Annotated in this window: 18 protein-coding genes; 2 read left to right on the forward strand and 16 right to left on the reverse strand. The window is 29.1% G+C overall.

Annotated elements, in window-relative coordinates; genetic code table 11:
* Positions 1-77: 77 nt before the first annotated feature.
* From JFY71_RS11520 to gcvT, 9 genes are all read right to left on the reverse strand, one after another.
* A complete protein-coding gene (locus JFY71_RS11520; RefSeq protein WP_243660923.1) occupies positions 78-521 on the reverse strand; it encodes a GatB/YqeY domain-containing protein in 444 nt (147 codons plus the stop codon).
* Between the two features lie 9 nt (positions 522-530).
* Entirely contained in the window at positions 531-1,154 is a 624-nt protein-coding gene (locus JFY71_RS11525; RefSeq protein WP_243660924.1) for a phosphatase PAP2 family protein, read from the reverse strand.
* On the reverse strand, positions 1,147-1,596 hold the full coding sequence (locus JFY71_RS11530) for a phosphatase PAP2 family protein (protein WP_243660925.1): 450 nt from the start codon (positions 1,594-1,596) through the stop codon (positions 1,147-1,149). Before JFY71_RS11530 ends, JFY71_RS11525 begins: the two co-directional genes overlap by 8 nt.
* A gap of 170 nt (positions 1,597-1,766) precedes the next feature.
* Complete coding sequence (locus JFY71_RS11535) at positions 1,767-2,792, reverse strand: molybdopterin-binding protein (RefSeq protein ID WP_243660926.1); 1,026 nt, start codon at positions 2,790-2,792, stop codon at positions 1,767-1,769.
* Positions 2,793-2,973: 181 nt separating this feature from the next.
* Positions 2,974-4,374 carry a dihydrolipoyl dehydrogenase gene (lpdA, locus tag JFY71_RS11540; RefSeq protein ID WP_243660927.1) on the reverse strand — a complete coding sequence of 467 codons (1,401 nt, stop codon included), beginning with the start codon at positions 4,372-4,374 and terminating at the stop codon, positions 2,974-2,976.
* The gene (gcvPB, locus tag JFY71_RS11545) at positions 4,367-5,833 is read right to left on the reverse strand and encodes an aminomethyl-transferring glycine dehydrogenase subunit GcvPB (RefSeq protein WP_275955183.1); all 1,467 of its coding nucleotides are present in this window, start codon (positions 5,831-5,833) and stop codon (positions 4,367-4,369) included. The genes lpdA and gcvPB overlap by 8 nt, the downstream gene beginning before the upstream one ends.
* Complete coding sequence (gene gcvPA, locus JFY71_RS11550) at positions 5,833-7,185, reverse strand: aminomethyl-transferring glycine dehydrogenase subunit GcvPA (RefSeq protein WP_243660928.1); 1,353 nt, start codon at positions 7,183-7,185, stop codon at positions 5,833-5,835. The genes gcvPB and gcvPA overlap by 1 nt, the downstream gene beginning before the upstream one ends.
* A 3-nt stretch (positions 7,186-7,188) precedes the next feature.
* The gene (gcvH, locus tag JFY71_RS11555) at positions 7,189-7,569 is read right to left on the reverse strand and encodes a glycine cleavage system protein GcvH (RefSeq protein WP_243660929.1); all 381 of its coding nucleotides are present in this window, start codon (positions 7,567-7,569) and stop codon (positions 7,189-7,191) included.
* 44 nt (positions 7,570-7,613) lie between these two features.
* Positions 7,614-8,702, reverse strand: a complete 1,089-nt coding sequence (gene gcvT / locus JFY71_RS11560; RefSeq protein WP_243660930.1) for a glycine cleavage system aminomethyltransferase GcvT — start codon at positions 8,700-8,702, stop codon at positions 7,614-7,616.
* 158 nt (positions 8,703-8,860) lie between these two features.
* Between gcvT and JFY71_RS11565 the strand changes: the two genes are divergently transcribed.
* Positions 8,861-10,006: an aldo/keto reductase gene (locus tag JFY71_RS11565; RefSeq protein ID WP_243660931.1), complete on the forward strand. Its 1,146-nt coding sequence runs from the start codon at positions 8,861-8,863 to the stop codon at positions 10,004-10,006.
* A gap of 3 nt (positions 10,007-10,009) precedes the next feature.
* Here JFY71_RS11565 and JFY71_RS11570 read toward each other — a convergent pair whose 3' ends face one another.
* The 7 genes from JFY71_RS11570 to JFY71_RS11600 all read right to left on the reverse strand — a co-directional run bounded on the left by JFY71_RS11570 (position 10,010) and on the right by JFY71_RS11600 (position 16,274).
* Complete coding sequence (locus JFY71_RS11570) at positions 10,010-11,479, reverse strand: IS1182 family transposase (protein ID WP_243660932.1); 1,470 nt, start codon at positions 11,477-11,479, stop codon at positions 10,010-10,012.
* A 79-nt stretch (positions 11,480-11,558) separates the two neighbouring features.
* Entirely contained in the window at positions 11,559-11,996 is a 438-nt protein-coding gene (locus JFY71_RS11575; protein WP_243660933.1) for a MarR family winged helix-turn-helix transcriptional regulator, read from the reverse strand.
* A 13-nt stretch (positions 11,997-12,009) separates the two neighbouring features.
* Positions 12,010-13,320 (reverse strand): sensor histidine kinase, encoded by a 1,311-nt coding sequence (locus JFY71_RS11580; protein WP_243660934.1) that lies wholly within the window; start codon positions 13,318-13,320, stop codon positions 12,010-12,012.
* A 2-nt stretch (positions 13,321-13,322) separates the two neighbouring features.
* Positions 13,323-14,015, reverse strand: a complete 693-nt coding sequence (locus JFY71_RS11585) for a response regulator transcription factor (RefSeq protein ID WP_243660935.1) — start codon at positions 14,013-14,015, stop codon at positions 13,323-13,325.
* Positions 14,016-14,100: 85 nt separating this feature from the next.
* Positions 14,101-15,030, reverse strand: coding sequence for a DNA-binding protein WhiA (gene whiA, locus JFY71_RS11590; protein WP_243660936.1), 930 nt, complete (start codon positions 15,028-15,030; stop codon positions 14,101-14,103).
* A gap of 2 nt (positions 15,031-15,032) precedes the next feature.
* The gene (locus JFY71_RS11595) at positions 15,033-15,446 is read right to left on the reverse strand and encodes an NUDIX hydrolase (RefSeq protein ID WP_243660937.1); all 414 of its coding nucleotides are present in this window, start codon (positions 15,444-15,446) and stop codon (positions 15,033-15,035) included.
* Positions 15,447-15,536: 90 nt separating this feature from the next.
* The gene (locus tag JFY71_RS11600) at positions 15,537-16,274 is read right to left on the reverse strand and encodes a copper homeostasis protein CutC (RefSeq protein WP_243660938.1); all 738 of its coding nucleotides are present in this window, start codon (positions 16,272-16,274) and stop codon (positions 15,537-15,539) included.
* Between the two features lie 60 nt (positions 16,275-16,334).
* Here JFY71_RS11600 and JFY71_RS11605 point away from each other — a divergent pair, with 60 nt between their 5' ends.
* The gene (locus JFY71_RS11605) at positions 16,335-17,372 is read left to right on the forward strand and encodes a M42 family metallopeptidase (protein ID WP_243660939.1); all 1,038 of its coding nucleotides are present in this window, start codon (positions 16,335-16,337) and stop codon (positions 17,370-17,372) included.
* The last annotated feature ends 53 nt before the right edge of the window (positions 17,373-17,425 follow it).

The following is a 17,425-nucleotide window of genomic DNA, read 5'->3' on the forward strand; positions in this document are numbered from 1 at the left end:
TTCCTTGTTTTTACTTCAACTATAATTCTACCATATGTTTAATATTATAAAAACAAATAATCTCGTAAATTACGAGATTATTCTAATATTTTATCTATTACTAAATTTACAGTTTTACCGTCTGTCTTACCTTTATATTTTCCTAAAACCTCTTTAATAATAATGCCCTTGTTCTTTTTTGTCTTTTCCAAATCTTTTTCATCTATTATATTTAGTATTATTTCTGTTAACTCCTCTTCTGTCATTTGTTTTGGAAGATAACCTTCAATTATATCAATTCTTCTTTTAGTTTCATCAATAATATCCTGTCTATTGTCCGGAGTAGCTTCTAAAGTATCTTTTAATTGTTTTAACTCTTTTTGAACAAAAACCAAAGCCTCTTCATCGGTTAATTCCTTTTTATTTTCTTTTTCTGCTAAAGATATTGATGACATTAACAATGTAATAACATTTACTCTGTCCCTATCTTTTTCTTTCATAGCTTTCATTTTGTCTTTTCTTAATTCACTTAAAAAACTCATATTTCCTCCTCAATTAAATAACCAATTAATATAATATCCTGTACTATATATTTTTATTACCCACCAGCTACATAATAGACCTAGAATTAATCCTACTGTAACATCTGTAAACCAATGTACACCTAAAACCAATCTACTAAAACCTATTAAAATACCTAGAATTAATCCTATAAAAACTATTTCTGTATAACCATCTAAACCACCAGCAAGAATATAGGCTAATGTTAAATAGTATGCCATTCCTACTGTAGAATGACCACTTGGAAAAGAATATCCAATATATTTAAATTCCTGAGATTTAGTTGGTCTACTAACTCTAAAGAGAAATTTCAATATTTGACTAATTCCTACTGAAAAAAACACCGATAAAATTATGGCTGTAGCTTTATCCAGCATTTTTTCTGAAATTAAATAAAACAAGATTGGTATGGAAATAATTAATATTGTTTCAACATTAGCCAATGTTGTAATCATATTCATCATATGTTTAAATTGCTTAGTTGCATTTTTATAAAAAAATGCTCTGACTTTTAAATCTATTGTAAATCCTTTACTTTTCATTAATATTTTACCAAATAAAAGAACTAAAACTAAAATAGCTATTGTTAAAATTAAAATAAAATTATCATTCATTTTTCACCCTTAATTTATTGTATAAAATAATACTTATTATTGATATAGAGTATCCTAGTAATAAACCAAAAACAACATCTGTAGGCCAATGTACTCCTAAAACCAATCTACTGAAACCTACTAAAAATGGAATTACTAAAAAAACACTTAAAATAACGATGTTAATATTTTTTGTTTTTAAAATTTTTAAAATAGTCCAATAAGTTGCAGCACTTGTTATAGAATGACCACTAGGATAGCTAAATCCACCTTGCTGTACAACAAAAAACTCCTCTGGCCTTATTCTTTGAAAAATATTTTTAAAAACCTTCATTGTTACTACAGCTAATAATATGGCAAACAAAATAGTAATTAATTCTTTATAATCTCTTTTAAATAATAAATATATTGATACAGGTACAAAGATAATAAAATAGGTTTCTACATCACCTAAAATTGTCATAGCTTTAAAAAAAATATTTGGTTTTATATTATCTCTTATTAAGGATAATAACTTAAAATCAATGAAAGTATATTTATTTCCATTAAATTTTAAATAAACACCAAAGGAAATAAATAATATAAAAATAATTGAAATAATTAAAAATTTATTTTTACTTTTACTTTTTATAACTAAACTCCCTTTCCAAACTCACAATTAGGATAATGACAAGTTTCACATTTTAAACAATAGCCACCATATCCTAAACGAGCTATTTGTTCTCTAGTAATTTTTTTACCTGCAATTACATATGGAAAAAGTATATCAAAGACAGTTGTTTTTGTATACATAACACAGCCCGGTAATCCCATAATTGCCGTATCATCATCAAAATAGCCTACTAAAAACATCGAACCTGGAAGCGTAGGAGCTCCATAGGCTATAATATTTGCTCCACTTTCCTTTATTGCAGCCGGCGTTAAATCATCTGGGTCAACGCTCATTCCACCGGTACAAAGAATTACATCTGCTCCCATTTCTTTAATTTTCATAATTGCATTTTTTATCATTTCAGTCTTATCATCACATATTTCATGATGAATTAATTCAACATTATATTCCTTTAATTTATCCTTTACTACTGGAGTAAATTTATCTACTATTCTATTATTATAAACTTCTGAACCAGTTGTGACTATACCGCCTTTAAGTTTTCTAAAGGGAGTAATTTTAAAAATAGGAACTCCATTTTTAATTTTTTCAGCTTCTTCTAACTGATTTTTCTCTATTAATAATGGAATAATTCTTGTGCCAGCAAGAACATCTCCCTTTTTAACTGGTAAATTTCCAGTTCTAGTTGCTATAGCTATGTCACCTAAATAATTTAATTCAAATAGCCTATCTGTGTCCACTTCAAAGAAACCGTCCTCTGTCGCTTTTATTTCTATTTTACCTTCCTGTACATCGGTCATTTCCATGTAATCATTTATACATATGTTTGCTAATATTTTTGCAGCATCATTTTCATGTATCATGTTTTCATCTTTTTCCAATACATAAATATGTTCTTTTCCCATTTCCAATAAAAGAGGAATATCCTCTTCTTTTATTACATGTCCCTTTTTAAAAGCAGGTCCTTTATATTCATCTTTTACAATTCTAGTCATATCATGTGGCAATACGTGGCCTATTGCATCTTGAGTTTTAATTTTTTTCATTTTTACCCCTTATACTTTTATAAATATATATATATCTATTTTAACATAAAATAATTATATCTACTTAAGATTTGTTTTCATTTTGTTACTTAAGAGATACTTTTTTTAAATAAGTATTAGAAATAGACTTAATATAAATTTTTGCAAATAAAAAAGGAGATATAAATCTCCCTTTAAATATTTATTTTCTTCCAACATTAGCACTATGAATTGATGCTCCTTCTAAACCGTGAGCTGCCTCCATAAATGTTTCACTTAAAGTTGGATGAGCAAATATAGTTCTATTTAAAGCTGCAACAGATAAGTCATTAGCCATTGCTAAAGCGCCTAAATGTACTATATCATTTGCATGAGGTCCAAATACATGAACTCCAAGAATTTTTTCATGATCCTTTGAAGCTAGAATTTTTACAAATCCATCAGTTTCTCCCATAGAAACGGCTTTTCCATTTCCAGAGAATAAGAATTTGGATTTGTCATACTCTATTCCCTCTTCTTTTAGTTCCTCCTCAGTTTTACCAACCTGTGCTATTTCAGGTAAGGTAAATGTTGCTGCCGGAACTACATCCATAACAATATGAGGTGTGTTGCCCATTAAATATTCAACTAAATTCAACCCTTGAGCTGATGCTATATGAGCAAGTTGAGTATTTCCTGCAATACAATCTCCTATTGCATAAATATTTGGTTTATTGGTTTTTAAGTTAGAATCTACTACTACTCCACCTCTATTGGTTTCTACGCCTATTTCCTCAAGATTTAAACCTTCAGTATAAGGTACTCTACCAATTGCAAGTAATACTAATTCGCCTTCTGCTTCAATAACTTTTCCTTTTTTATTTTCAGCAACAACTTTTAAACCATTTTCTGTTTTTTCTATTTTACTAGCTCTATATCCCTTTTGTATTTTCATACCTTTTTGCTTGAATATAGATTGAATTCTCTTAGTTACTTCACCATCAGCTGCTTTTAGTAAGTCTGAACCAATTACTGTTACATCTGTACCAAAAGAAGTATAAATACTAGCAAACTCCATTCCAATTACTCCGGTTCCAATTATTACTAGACTTTTTGGTAAATAATCCAAATCTAATAATTCTGTACTGGTTATTACATTATCCAGTCTTGAACCTTCAAATCCCGGAATTAGAGGAGCAGATCCTGTAGCAATAATAAAATTATCTCCAGAAACTTCTTTTTCCCCATCTGCTGTTTTAACAATAACCGTATTATCATCTTTAAAACTAGCAGTTCCTTCAATATATTCTATATTTGGATAGGATTGTACTAAGAAGTCAACTCCTGTGTTCATTCTATTAACTACATAATCTTTTCTCTCTTTTACTGATGGCATATTTATTGAAGGGTTTTCTAAATTTATTCCAAATTCAGAAGAGTGTTTTACTTGCTCGTATAGTTCTGCTGTTTTCCATAGAGTTTTAGTTGGAATACAACCTATGTTTAAACAAGTACCACCGGATTTCCCTTTTTCTATTAAAACTACATCTGCACCTAGCTGAGCAGCTCTAATAGCTGCTTCATATCCACCAGGTCCAGCACCAATAACTACTATCTTAGGCATTAATCTCTCCTTCGTACTTTAAAACTAAATCTTTAGCAGCTTTAGTTTCGTCTGGTCTTCTTACAGGAGTGTCATGAGGAGCTGTTTTAAGAAGTTCTGGATTTGTCTTTGCTTCTTCAGCAATCTCATTTAATGCTTTTATAAAGTCATCTAATGTGTCTTTAGGTTCAGATTCTGTAGGTTCAATCATCAATGCTTCAGGTACTATTAATGGGAAGTACACTGTTGGAGCATGGAATCCCTTATCTAATATTCTCTTTGCTACATCTAGTGTAGTAATTGTATGAGTATCATCTTTAATTCCAGCTAATACAAATTCATGTTTGTATAATCTATCTAATGGCAAGTTGTAATTTTCTTTTAAGCTTTGTGCTAGATAGTTAGCATTTAAAACTGCCATTGTACTTGCATCTCTAAGTCCATCTTTACCCATAGTTAAAATATAACTATAAGTTCTTAATAAAATAGCAACGTGACCAACAAAAGCTTTCATCTTTCCTAAAGTATAAGGTACATCAAAGTCTAAATAGTAAGTTCCATCATCTTTTTTCTCAACTACTGGTTTAGGTAAGAAAGGTTTTAAGAATGATTTAACTCCTACTGGACCAGCTCCTGGACCACCGCCACCATGTGGTGTAGAGAAAGTCTTATGAACATTATAGTGTACAATGTCAAATCCCATGTCTCCCGGTCTACTATGTCCTAATATTGCATTCATATTAGCTCCATCATAATAAACCAATCCACCGGCATCGTGTATAATGCTAGTTATATCTTTTATATTTTCATCATAAATACCTAAAGTATTTGGATTTGTAAGCATTAGTCCTGCTGTGTCATCACCAACTACTGCCTTTAAGGCATCTATGTCAACCATTCCATTTGGTTTTGATTTAATTTCAATTATTTCATATCCAGCCATTGCTGCAGTTGCTGGGTTAGTACCATGAGCAGCGTCTGGAACAATTATTTTGTTTCTTTGATTTTGTCCATTGTGTTCATGATATGCCTTAATAAGCATAACACCGGTTATTTCTCCATGAGCACCTGCTGCAGGTTGTAATGTCATAAAATCCATTCCAGATATTTCTGACAATGCTTCACCAACATTGTACAATGCTTCAAGAGTTCCTTGAACGTCCTCATCTTTTTGATAAGGATGAAGATTTGTAAATCCTTCTAATGATGCAACATCTTCATTGATTTTAGGATTATATTTCATTGTACATGATCCTAATGGATAAAAACCTCTATCTAAGCCATAGTTTTTCATAGATAAGTTAGTAAAATGTCTAATTACATCTACTTCACTTACTTCTGGAAAATCCAACTCATCTGTTGCTAATAATTCTTCAGGAATATATTCGCTTAAGTCTTTTCCTTCAACATCTAAAGAAGGTAATCTATATCCAGTTTTTCCTGGTTTAGATAATTCAAATATTAATTTATCGTAAGCCATTATAATACCTCCTCTAAAGTTTTAACAAATTTATCCATTTCTTCTTTAGTACGTTTTTCTGTTACTGCTATAATCAATCCGTTTCCTAGGCTTTCGTCTATTCTACTTAGACTTATTCCACCTAAGATGCCATTTTCTTCTAATTTAGCAAGTACTTCATCAGCATCTTTGTCAAAACCAATTGAAAATTCTTTAAAGAAAGGTTTATCGGTCAATACTTTAACTTTATCTAAACCACTTAATTTTTCAAATAAATAGTGAGATTTAGCTATACATTGATATGATACTTCCTTCATCCCTTTTTTACCAAGTAATGACATATATACTGTAGCTGCCAGTACATTTAATCCTTGGTTTGAACATATATTGGAAGTTGCTCTTTCCCTCTTAATATGTTGCTCTCTTGCTGATAGAGTCAATACCCAAGATCTTTTTCCGTCCATATCTTCAGTTTGTCCAACTATTCTTCCAGGAATCTTTCTTAAGAAAGGTTTATTAAATGCCAATATTCCTAAATAAGGACCACCAAATTGTAATGGAATTCCAAAGGCTTGACCATCTCCAACAACAACATCAACGCCTAATTCTCCAGGTTTCTTCATTATTGGTAATGAAGTTGGGTCTGTTGATTGAATAATATATCTTTTCTTTTGTGAATGTGCTAATTCAACAAAAGGTGCAATATCTTCAATATAGCCGTAGAAGTTAGGGCTTTGAATAATTACAGTTCCTACTGTATCATCTACAATTTCCTTTGCCTTATCTAAACTTGTAACCATACCGTCTCTAGGTATAAGAACTAGCTCCATTCCCCTTGCATGAGTATAGGTTCTTAAAACTGTAATTGCTTGAGGGTCTGCAGTTTCAGAAATTGCTATTTTGTTTTTCTTTGACATTTGTGTAGTCATTATAGCAGCTTCTGCTACAGCTGATTGTCCATCATATAATGAAGCGTTAGCATAATCCATTCCTGTTAGATTAGCCATTAAAGTTTGATATTCAAATATATATTGTAAAGTTCCTTGACTTACTTCTGGCTGGTAAGGAGTGTATGCAGTATAGAATTCTGATCTACCTGTAATATGGTTAACTACTGAAGGAATGTAATGGTCATAAGCTCCTCCACCCATAAAACAAGCTAAATCATTAGTTGTTTTATTCTTCTTAGCTAATTTACTTAAATAGCCAAATACCTCACCTTCTGATTGTGAAGCAGGTAAATCCAATTCTCCCTTCATTTTCATTTCTTCAGGAATGTCCGAAAATAAATCTTCGAGAGAACTAACTCCAACTACATCCAACATCTCCTTAATTTCCTCATCAGTATGAGGAATATATGGATATTTAGACATTAATTATGCCTCCTTTAAAAAGTCAGTATATTCAGCATCGTTCATTAATTCATCTAGTTGAGATTTATCTGATAATTCTACTTTTGCAATCCAATGTTCATAAGGAGCTTTATTTAGTAGACCTGGATCATCATCTAAATCTTCATTAATTTCTACTACTGTTCCATCAACTGGGCTAAATACTTCTGCAGCTGCTTTAACAGACTCAACAGATGCTATTGAATCTTTTGCTGAAACTTCATCATCTTCTTCTGGTAATTCTACATAAACGATATCACCTAAATTTGATTGTGCAAAATCTGCTATTCCTATATAAGCAGTATCTCCTTCAACTTTTACCCACTCATGGTCTTTTGTATACAATAATCCTTTTTCTACGTTCATTCTAATCCTCCTAAAATTTATTTTTAATTTTTAATAATAATTAATTATTTCATGAATTTTTTGCTAATTATTTTAGCTTTGGAAACTTTATTTCTTACAATTACATCTACTTCATTTCCAATAACAGCTTCGTCAATATCAATTAAAACATTTGCAAGACGTCTATTCAAAGTTGGAGATAAATAACCAGTTGTTATTACACCAATTTTCTTTCCATCTTTTTGAATTTCATATCCATGTCTTGGAATTCTCTTATCTTCCATTTCAAGTCCAATGATTTTTCTTTTTGGTCCTTCAGCTAATTCTTTTTCTAAAGCTGCTTTACCAATAAAATCATCTTTGTCAAATTTAACAGCAAATTTTAATCCTGCTTCTAGTGGAGAAATATCATCTCCCATTTCATTACCATATAATGGCATTGATGCTTCAAATCTTAAAGTATCTCTACATCCAAGTCCACACAATTGTAATTCGAATTCCTTACCAATTTCAAGTAAGTCATCCCAAACTTGTTGTATTCCTTCTGGAGTAGTATAAACTTCAAATCCATCTTCACCAGTATAACCTGTTCTAGATATTAATAATTTATGTCCCTTATAATCAATATCGTCAACAAAATGATAATACTTTATTTGATCTAAATCAAAATCTACTAGTTTTTGAAGTACTTTTTGTGAATTAGGACCTTGAATAGCTACTTCCCCTACGTTATCAGATATGTTGTTAAATTCTACATCATAATCCTTAACGTATTTTATTAAATGGTTGTAATCCTTTTCAGTGTTAGCTGCATTAGGAACCATTAGAAAATGTTCATTATTATACTTATATACTAGTAAATCATCAATAATACCACCATTTTCATTACATAGCATAGTATAAACGATTTGCCCGTCTGCTGCCTTTGAAAAATCATTAGAGCAAACATAATTTAGGAATTTTAATGCTTCTTTACCCTTTACATCAAATTCTCCCATATGAGAAACATCAAATAAACCAACATTTTCTCTTACTGCCTTATGTTCTTCTTTAAGTCCTACATAATCTACAGGTAACATCCAACCTGCATAATCTACTACATTTCCACCTGCTGCTATATGACGATCATATAACGGTGTTTTCTTTGCACTCATTTAATTCCTCCTTAGAATAGTAAATATTTGATAAGAAATGAAACTACCCTTCTAACTTATTATAAATTAAAACGATTAATTTTACAATATGAAAACCTTATCTCTATTTTTCTTATTTAATGTTATAATTTAATAAAGTTATAAAGGAGATGATTAAATTGAAATACAGAAATTTTATTAATGAAAATATTAAGGTATCTATACTAGGTTTTGGTTGTATGAGATTTCCTTTATACGATCCAAATAATAATGGAAGTATTGACAAAGAAAAAAGCTTTGAAATGCTTAAATACGCCTTTGATTCCGGAGTAAATTATTTTGATACCGCTTATACTTATCATGATGGTCAAAGTGAAGTTTTTGTAGGAGAATCTATTAAAAAACTAGGCCGCGATAAATTATACCTAGCTACTAAGATGCCTTTATGGCTATGTAAAGAATATAGCGATTATGAAAATATTTTTGAAGAACAATTAAAAAAACTTCAAACTGAATATATTGATTTCTATTTAGCCCATTCCATTGGAGAAAACTCCTATAGGAAAATGGTTGAAAATAATATTTTTGATTTTTTTGATAAAGAACGCAAAAGTGGAAGAATAAAATACGTCGGCTTTTCTTTTCATGATAATCTTGAATTATTTAAGGAAATTGTAGATTCATATAATTGGGACTTCTGTCAAATCCAATTAAACTATATGGACGAAAATTACCAAGCCGGAGTTGAAGGTTTACGTTATGCAAAAAGTAAGGGTTTGTCAGTAATAGTTATGGAGCCTGTTAAAGGTGGCTTTCTTTCAGATGGACCCAAAGAGGTCAAAGATTATTTTATAGATTTAAATAAAGAATATTCTATGGCTCAATGGGCTTTAAAATGGGTTTATAACTTTGAAGAGGTTTCCTTAGCCTTAAGTGGAATGTCAAATTTAGACCAAGTAAAGGAAAATATTAAAATTGCCAGTGAAGCAGAGGCTAATTCTTTAAATTTTAAAGAATTAGAAAATATTAATAAGGTTAAGGACTTTTTTAACAGTAAGACAAAAATTGCCTGTACTTCCTGTGAATATTGCCTTCCTTGTCCGGAAGGAGTACAAATTCCGTCTGTTTTTTCAAAATATAATAATGCGGTTATCTACGACAGAAAAGAAAGGTATAAAAAAGAATATTTGTCATTAATTGAAGAAAAGAAAGACGCATCCCTTTGTGTAGAATGTGGTCAATGTGAATCTATTTGTCCACAGGCTTTAAATATTATAGATACTTTAAAAGAGGCAAATAATTATTTCATTAAAGAAAAGCCATAGATTCTATGGCTTCAGATTGAAGACAAAAGGCATTTTAGAATTTATCAATAATCTAAAATGCCTTTTTAAAATTCTGAAATTTGAAATATTTTTCAAATCTTCAAATAAAACATGTAATTCGGAAGAATTCTTATACCTTTTCCATATGATTTTTGCCAACTTCTTTAAATTCATGCACCCAAATAAGAGGTATAGTTCATTTTTAACTCTTTCTAAACCCCTATGTAATGTGTATCGCATCCCATGTAATTCTTTTGCATCAGCGAAAACTCTCTCTATTGTTTCTTTCCTTCTTCCATATTTTTCTTTAAATCCTTTAGTATGTCTAATATCTTCGCATTTTTCTATGTATTCTTCCCAGATATGACGAGTTACTACTTTTTGATTATTCTTACTTTCTGTACAATTTTTGACATATTTACAGTTTTTACAATCGTTAGGATTACTTTTATATTCTTGATATCCATTTCTATTGGTTGTACTATATTTTAATATTTTGTTATTTGGACATATATAACAATCATAATATTCATCATAAACATATTCATATTTTTTATAGAACCCTTTTTTTGTCATTGGTCTTTTATATGGTAATAATGGTATTTTATCATTATCAAGTATTTGTTTTGCTATTGCCGGTGTTTTATATCCTGCATCAATTGCTATGTATTTATTACTTTTATATTTATTCTTTATTCTCTCATATAATATAGGAAATACTGTTGAATCATGTTTATTTCCTGAGGTTACTTCAAAATCAAGTATTATTCCATAATCATTACACGCTGTATTTGATAAATATGCAAATACTTTTTTATGCTCTCCTTTATGAAATATTCCACAATCTGGGTCATTTTTACTTACTGTTATTTCTTTTGTTTTGATTTCTTCGTTTTTTTTTAATGGTTTTTTATTATGATTTTTTCTATCTTCATTTATTTCTTTTTCTAATATGTCTTGGTAATATTTAACAGATTCTTCTACTTCTATGGTTTCTTTATTATGTATATTTGCATTTGCCTTTATATGAGTTCCATCTATGTATATATTTTCTTCTGTAAGTAATCCACATTTAGCTATTTCATTTAAAATTCTGAAAAATATTTGTTCAAAAATATCTGTTCCTTTAAATCGTCTTTGATAATTTTTACTAAAGGTTGAGAAATGTGGTATTTTCTCAGTTAATCCATATCCTAAGTACCATCTATATGCTGCATTAACTTCTATTTCTTTTATTGTTTGTCGCATAGACCTAATTCCAAATGTATATTGGATAATATTTAATTTTATTAAAACAACAGGATCTATACTTTCGGCTCCTGTTTTAGAATAAAGATCTTTTACTAAATCGTAGATAAAGCTTAAATCAATAACTTGATCCAGTTTTCTTACCAAATGATCTTGTGGAACTAATGAATCTAAACTTAATATCTCTATTTGTGTTTTACTTATCTTGTCTTTTTTACCCATCATTTTTATCACCCTATATTATTTTTACCCATTTTAAAAGGCTGCTGACAATTTCATTGTCAACAGCCTGAAGCCATAGATTCTATGGCTTTTCTTTATACCAAATGGCATTTAATTCTTTAATCATCTGCTCTTTCAATTCATCATCTATATGTTTAAAAGTATCAATTATTGTAGATTCTTGAAGTGGAAATAATTTTTCTACTAATTTTTTTCCCTTATCGGTTATAATAATAATAAATTTTCTTCTATCCTTCTTATCTTTTTCTCTAATAATATAACCTTCTTTTTCTAAGTTAGCTATAACTACCGTAATATTTCCATTAGTAGTAAGAATAGTATCTTTTATATCTCCTACACATAATTCACCTTTATTATATAAAGCTTCTAGGACTGCAAATTGACTAAGAGTAATTCCTGAACTGCTAAGATTATTACTCAATTTTCTCTGTAAGGTCGTGTTTGCTCTGTATAAGTCTATAAATAATCTCAATGAAAGAGCATTACTATTTTTTTTCAAGCAATTCCCCTTTCTATTTTACTTTTTTCTTATTTGTTTTTATTTTAAAAGATATAAGAACAACAAATCTGTTATCTTCTATTTTTATATTTAATTTACCCTTCATTAATTCAATAATATTCTTGGAAATATATAAGCCTAAACCACTTCCTTCTGAACTTCTGGACTTTTCTCCTCTTACAAATTGCTCTAGTAGGTCTTCGGATTTAACATCAATTTTTTCTTCCGTTTCATTACTTAAAGAAATTATTAAATGATTTTCACTTACGGATATCCTAACAATTATTTTTGAATTTTCTTTTGAATAATTAACTGCATTCCCTATTAAATTTTCAAAAACTCTACTTAATTGATCTCCATCTACATTTATAAAAATATTATCGCTAAAGCTATCATAATCAAACTCTAGATTCTTTTCTTCAAATCTTGCATCAAATTGACCATATACCTGTAAAATCAACTCATTGAGTTCAATGATTTCATAATTTAAATCTACATTGCCGGTTCCAGTTTTTGAAGCATCTATTAAGTCTATTACCATAGCCTTTAATCTTTTTGCATTAAAATCTAAAATATTAATATATTTTTCTCTTTCTTCTTCATTATCTGTATTTTTTACAATATCTACATAATTAATAATAGAAGTTAGAGGGGTTTTTAGGTCATGGGAAATATTGGTTATTAAATCGGTTTTCAATCTTTCACTTTTATATTTAGCATCTAAAGATTTTTTCATTGAGTCATAAAGATGGTCTATTAAATAAATGGATTCGGAATAGGTATCCTCTATTATACTTACATTTATATTTTTACCATCATTTAAAGCTTCAATTTTCCTATTTAATAAAACCTTGCCTAGGTAGTTTTCCATTACTGACGCTGAAATTTTTTGTATGATTACTGCCATGGAATATATACCCAATAATTCCTCATTATCTGCCCTAATATACAAAAATGCAATTATTAAAAACAATTCTATAACTAAGCATTCTAAGTAAACCATAAAATACTTAAATCTAAATCCAAGTATAAAATCTATAATTAAAAAACTATGAATTCCATATTTTTTTATGGTCTTATAAAATTTATATACCAAAAGTACTACTACGTATATTTTAAATATTCCATCTATATTTATTATTCCCTTTGATAGTATTTCTGTAAGAATTTTTAATAGCAAATATTGTATGCCAAAAAAAAGTACAAGATAAAAAATCTGATCTTCAATATAACCATCTATACTATCAAATATTCTTTTAAACCATAAAGCGATTTTTTTTAAGATTTCTAATATTTTTTTACCAACTGTCTTTGTATTTTCCATTATCACTCAATTTTGTAACCCATTCCATAGACGGATTTTAAATGATCCGGTTTTCTTGGGTTAATTTCTATTTTATCCCTTAGTCTTGAAACATGTACAGACACAATTTTTTTTACGTCGTAAGGTGGACTATCCCAAACTTTTTCATATATTTCATCTGAGTTAAAAACTTTTCCCTTATTTGAAATTAATAACAATAGTATTCCATATTCATAAGGTGTTATTTTTATTGGTTCCCCGTCAACTAAAACCTCTTTTTTAGTATTATTTACCCTTATTCTCCCGGAACTATAAACTTCTTGATCTTTAAAGGTATTGGCCTCTTTTGCAAGCTCCACTCTTCTAATATTGGACTTTACTCTAGCTAAAAGTTCAACTGGATCAAAGGGTTTTGTAATATAGTCATCTGCTCCAATTTCCAAACCTTCAACCTTATCCTCTAATTCTCCTTTAGCTGATAAAATTATAATTGGAACTGCAGAAATCTCTCTAACTCTTTTAGTTAATTCTATTCCATCCATTACAGGCATCATTATATCTACAAGTAGTAAATCCATATGTTTATTTGAATTAATAATTTCTAGCGCTTCCTTACCGTTATAGCATTTATAAACATTGTATCCTTGCTGATTTAAATATATTGATATAGCTTCTACTATATCTTTTTCATCATCACAAACTAAAATATTATACATTATTATCACCCACTTTATTATATATCATATTTCTACGATAAAAAAATAAATAATATTACAATATTTCAACAAAAAAGACCTAAGCCTACCTTAAATTGTCGGCTATAGATCTTATTTTTTTAAATCTATGATTTATACCGGATTTTCCAACAGGAGGATTTAATTTCTCACCTATTTGCTTTAATGAATACTCAGGGTTTTCTAACCGTATTACAGCTACTTCCCTTAAATTGTCCTGAATATTCTCTAATCCTATACATTTATCTATTAATTCTATATCATCTATCTGCTTTAACGAGGCCTCTATGGTCTTGTCCATATTTGCAGATTCACAGTTCATTACCCTATTTACATTATTTTTTATATCTTTAATAACTCTAATATCTTCAAATTTAAATAGATTTTGAAAAGCACCTATTAAAGATAAAAAATCTGAAATCATTTCACTATCTTTTATATAAATAATATAATTGTCCTTCCTATCTATAATTCCAGCAACTATGTTATATTCCTTTAAAAGATCTACAAAATACTTACTATAATCCAATTTCCCAGTAACTATTTCTAAATGATAGGACCTTTCCGGATTTGAAATTGAACCTGCTCCTAAAAAACTTCCTCTAATAAAAGCTCTTTTCTTTTTACTATTATCAATTAAAAATTTTGGTATATCTAAATATAAAAATGAAAAAGGATCGTTACTTAAGCCAATATCCTTTAAAAATAGATTAGCCGTTTCTCCCTCTATATTTATTCTATACAAATTTTTTTTCCTTAATTGATTATTCTTACTTATTTCTATAATAGAATCGTAATTGTACAATTTTTTTAATTCTGCAAAAATTCTTCTTGCTATAGAATTGGTTTCAGATGTAAATCTTAACTTTATATTTCCGCTATTAGTTAGTATAGTTCCATTTACTCTAAACATACCGCCTAATTCAGAAATTATTTCTTCATCTGTTCCAAAATCCAAACGAGACACTTCGTTTTTAACATCAATTGAAAAAGACAATTCTATCCCTTTCTTTCTTTTTTATAAAACTCCTTCACTTTCCTCACCATATTTTTTTCTGCATCATGTCTAATATAGTGTATTGCCTTATCTAATGGCATGTAAACTGCCTCTGTAAATCCTTCTTCCCTTTGTGGTGTTAATTGAGAATCCTTTGTTGTCATATAATAATAATGTACAGTTTTTTGTACCTTCATTCCATCTATATGTTTATACCAATATTTAACATATCCAATATATCTTACTATTTCGGCTTTTATGCCTGCTTCTTCATTTACTTCCCTTAAAGCAGCTTCTTCTCTTGTTTCCCCTTTCTCAAGACGTCCTTTTGGGAGAACCCAATCACCACGGAACTTTCTTAGCACAGCTACTTTTCCCTTATGAATAACAACTCCGCCTGCGCTTACTTCCTCCATGTTTCTCCTCCTTTATTCTAAAATACACAAACTAAAAACTATTATACTATAAATTTAAAAATATAGCATTTCTAATTATGTATATATGAATTATAAGTTTTTTAATGCTTCCTTCATTTTTATTACTTCATTTCTAGACACACCATCATACATTCCTTTATAGCTTAAATTATAATCATAGCTTACAAATGAATTAGATGTATTATCAACCTTCCATTCTTTACAGGAGCTATGTATTTCAGTAACATTTGTGTAGTTTATAAAATCTTTAATATTGTTGGATTTTAAACCACTTCCTGCAACAATATCTATTTTATTTCCATATTCTTTTTGCAATGATTTAATCATATCTTTTCCATCAATTGCAGTATTTTTTCCCCCACTTGTAAGAAGTCTATCACAACCTAGGCTTATAAGTTCCTCTATTGATTTGGTCTTATTAGATGTATTGTCAAAAGCTCTGTGATAAATCGCCTTTTTACCGGACTTCTTAATAATATTAATAAATTCTTCGGTTTTTTTTATGTCTATATTAAAATCTTTATCCAAAAAACCGAATACTATTCCCTCAATATTATATTGTAAAAAAATTTGTAAATCCTTCAACATGGTTTTATAGTCGTAATCATTATACATAAAACCACCACCTCTTGGTCTAACCATAAGGGCAAGAGGTATATTCGTCTCCTTTATTGCCAGTTCTAACAATCCTAAAGAAGGCGTTAAACCTCCTAATGCTAATCCCGCATTTAGCTCTATTCTATCTACTTTTAGTTCATTAGCAATAACTATATCCTCTAACGAGCCACAACATAATTCAAATATCATTATTTTCCTTCCTTATTTAATTATTAATCTTCTAATAGTATAATATAAAAGAGGTGAAATATGAAAATAAATAATGATTATTTAACAGATTTCTTAAAAAATCTATTACAAACACCTAGTCCTACAGGTGATACTGAAAAAGCTATTAAATTAGTTGAAGAAGAGTTCAATAAAATTGGTTTAAAAAACTATAAAACAATAAAAGGAGCTTTAATAGGAACAATACCTGGAAAGAAAAAAGAAGCAATTACTTTTTCAGGTCATGTAGACACATTAGGACTAATGGTAAAAGAAATAAAATCAAACGGAAGATTAAAAGTAACAAAACTCGGTGGTTATTCTCTATCTACAATTGAGGGAAATTATGTTAAAATAATAACTTCAGAAAATAAAGAATATTCCGGTACAGTAATGTTTGAACATCAATCAGTCCATGTATATGATGATGTAAATAGTGCTGAAAGAACTTTAAATAATATAGAAATAAGAATTGATGAACTGGTTAAGTCTAAAGAAGATGTAGAAAAACTAGGAATTCAAGTTGGAGATTTTATATATTTAAATCCTAATGTTGAAATTTTTGAAAATGGTTTTATAAAATCCCGTCATCTTGATGATAAGGCAGGAATAGCCGCAATGCTAGGTATAGCAAATTATTTTATTGAAAATAAAATTACTCCGGAATATACAGTTAATTTTTTTGTTAGTAATTACGAGGAAGTTGGTCATGGAAGTTCTGCCGGACTGCCAGAAAATACAGAATATTTTATAGCCGTAGACATGGCGGCTATTGGGGATACACAAACATCTGAAGAAACAAGCACTACAATCTGTGTAAAAGACGGTTCAGGTCCTTATGACTTAGAAACAAGACGAATTTTAGAACAAGTGGCAAAAGAAAGAAAACTTGATTATAAAATAGATATTTATATTAACTATGGTTCAGATGCTTCTGCGGCATTAAGAGCAGGCTACGATTTTAAAGTAGGCTTAATTGGTCCGGGAGTAGATGCTTCCCATGCATTTGAAAGAACGCACATAAAAGGAATTACAAATACAATAGAACTTGGAATTGGCTTTGTAGAAAAAATTAAATAAAATTGCATAAAGTAGATAAAAACACCTAATTGGATTTTTAAATTCCCTCTAGG

Origin of the sequence: Miniphocaeibacter halophilus (assembly GCF_016458825.1) — a bacterium.
Taxonomy (GTDB): domain Bacteria; phylum Bacillota; class Clostridia; order Tissierellales; family Peptoniphilaceae; genus Miniphocaeibacter; species Miniphocaeibacter halophilus.

What these genes read in the sequence shown, in the direction of transcription:
- gcvT (WP_243660930.1), bottom strand. Translation starts at nt 8,702, where the DNA reads ATGAGTGCAAAGAAAACACCGTTATATGATCGTCATATAGCAGCAGGT.
- JFY71_RS11535 (WP_243660926.1), bottom strand. Translation starts at nt 2,792, where the DNA reads ATGAAAAAAATTAAAACTCAAGATGCAATAGGCCACGTATTGCCACAT.
- JFY71_RS11600 (WP_243660938.1), bottom strand. Translation starts at nt 16,274, where the DNA reads ATGATATTTGAATTATGTTGTGGCTCGTTAGAGGATATAGTTATTGCT.
- JFY71_RS11525 (WP_243660924.1), bottom strand. Translation starts at nt 1,154, where the DNA reads ATGAATGATAATTTTATTTTAATTTTAACAATAGCTATTTTAGTTTTA.
- JFY71_RS11580 (WP_243660934.1), bottom strand. Translation starts at nt 13,320, where the DNA reads ATGGAAAATACAAAGACAGTTGGTAAAAAAATATTAGAAATCTTAAAA.
- lpdA (WP_243660927.1), bottom strand. Translation starts at nt 4,374, where the DNA reads ATGCCTAAGATAGTAGTTATTGGTGCTGGACCTGGTGGATATGAAGCA.
- JFY71_RS11530 (WP_243660925.1), bottom strand. Translation starts at nt 1,596, where the DNA reads ATGACAATTTTAGGTGATGTAGAAACCTATTTTATTATCTTTGTACCT.
- JFY71_RS11595 (WP_243660937.1), bottom strand. Translation starts at nt 15,446, where the DNA reads ATGGAGGAAGTAAGCGCAGGCGGAGTTGTTATTCATAAGGGAAAAGTA.
- JFY71_RS11520 (WP_243660923.1), bottom strand. Translation starts at nt 521, where the DNA reads ATGAGTTTTTTAAGTGAATTAAGAAAAGACAAAATGAAAGCTATGAAA.
- gcvH (WP_243660929.1), bottom strand. Translation starts at nt 7,569, where the DNA reads ATGAACGTAGAAAAAGGATTATTGTATACAAAAGACCATGAGTGGGTA.
- JFY71_RS11605 (WP_243660939.1), top strand. Translation starts at nt 16,335, where the DNA reads ATGAAAATAAATAATGATTATTTAACAGATTTCTTAAAAAATCTATTA.
- gcvPB (WP_275955183.1), bottom strand. Translation starts at nt 5,833, where the DNA reads ATGGCTTACGATAAATTAATATTTGAATTATCTAAACCAGGAAAAACT.
- JFY71_RS11570 (WP_243660932.1), bottom strand. Translation starts at nt 11,479, where the DNA reads ATGATGGGTAAAAAAGACAAGATAAGTAAAACACAAATAGAGATATTA.
- gcvPA (WP_243660928.1), bottom strand. Translation starts at nt 7,185, where the DNA reads ATGTCTAAATATCCATATATTCCTCATACTGATGAGGAAATTAAGGAG.
- JFY71_RS11585 (WP_243660935.1), bottom strand. Translation starts at nt 14,015, where the DNA reads ATGTATAATATTTTAGTTTGTGATGATGAAAAAGATATAGTAGAAGCT.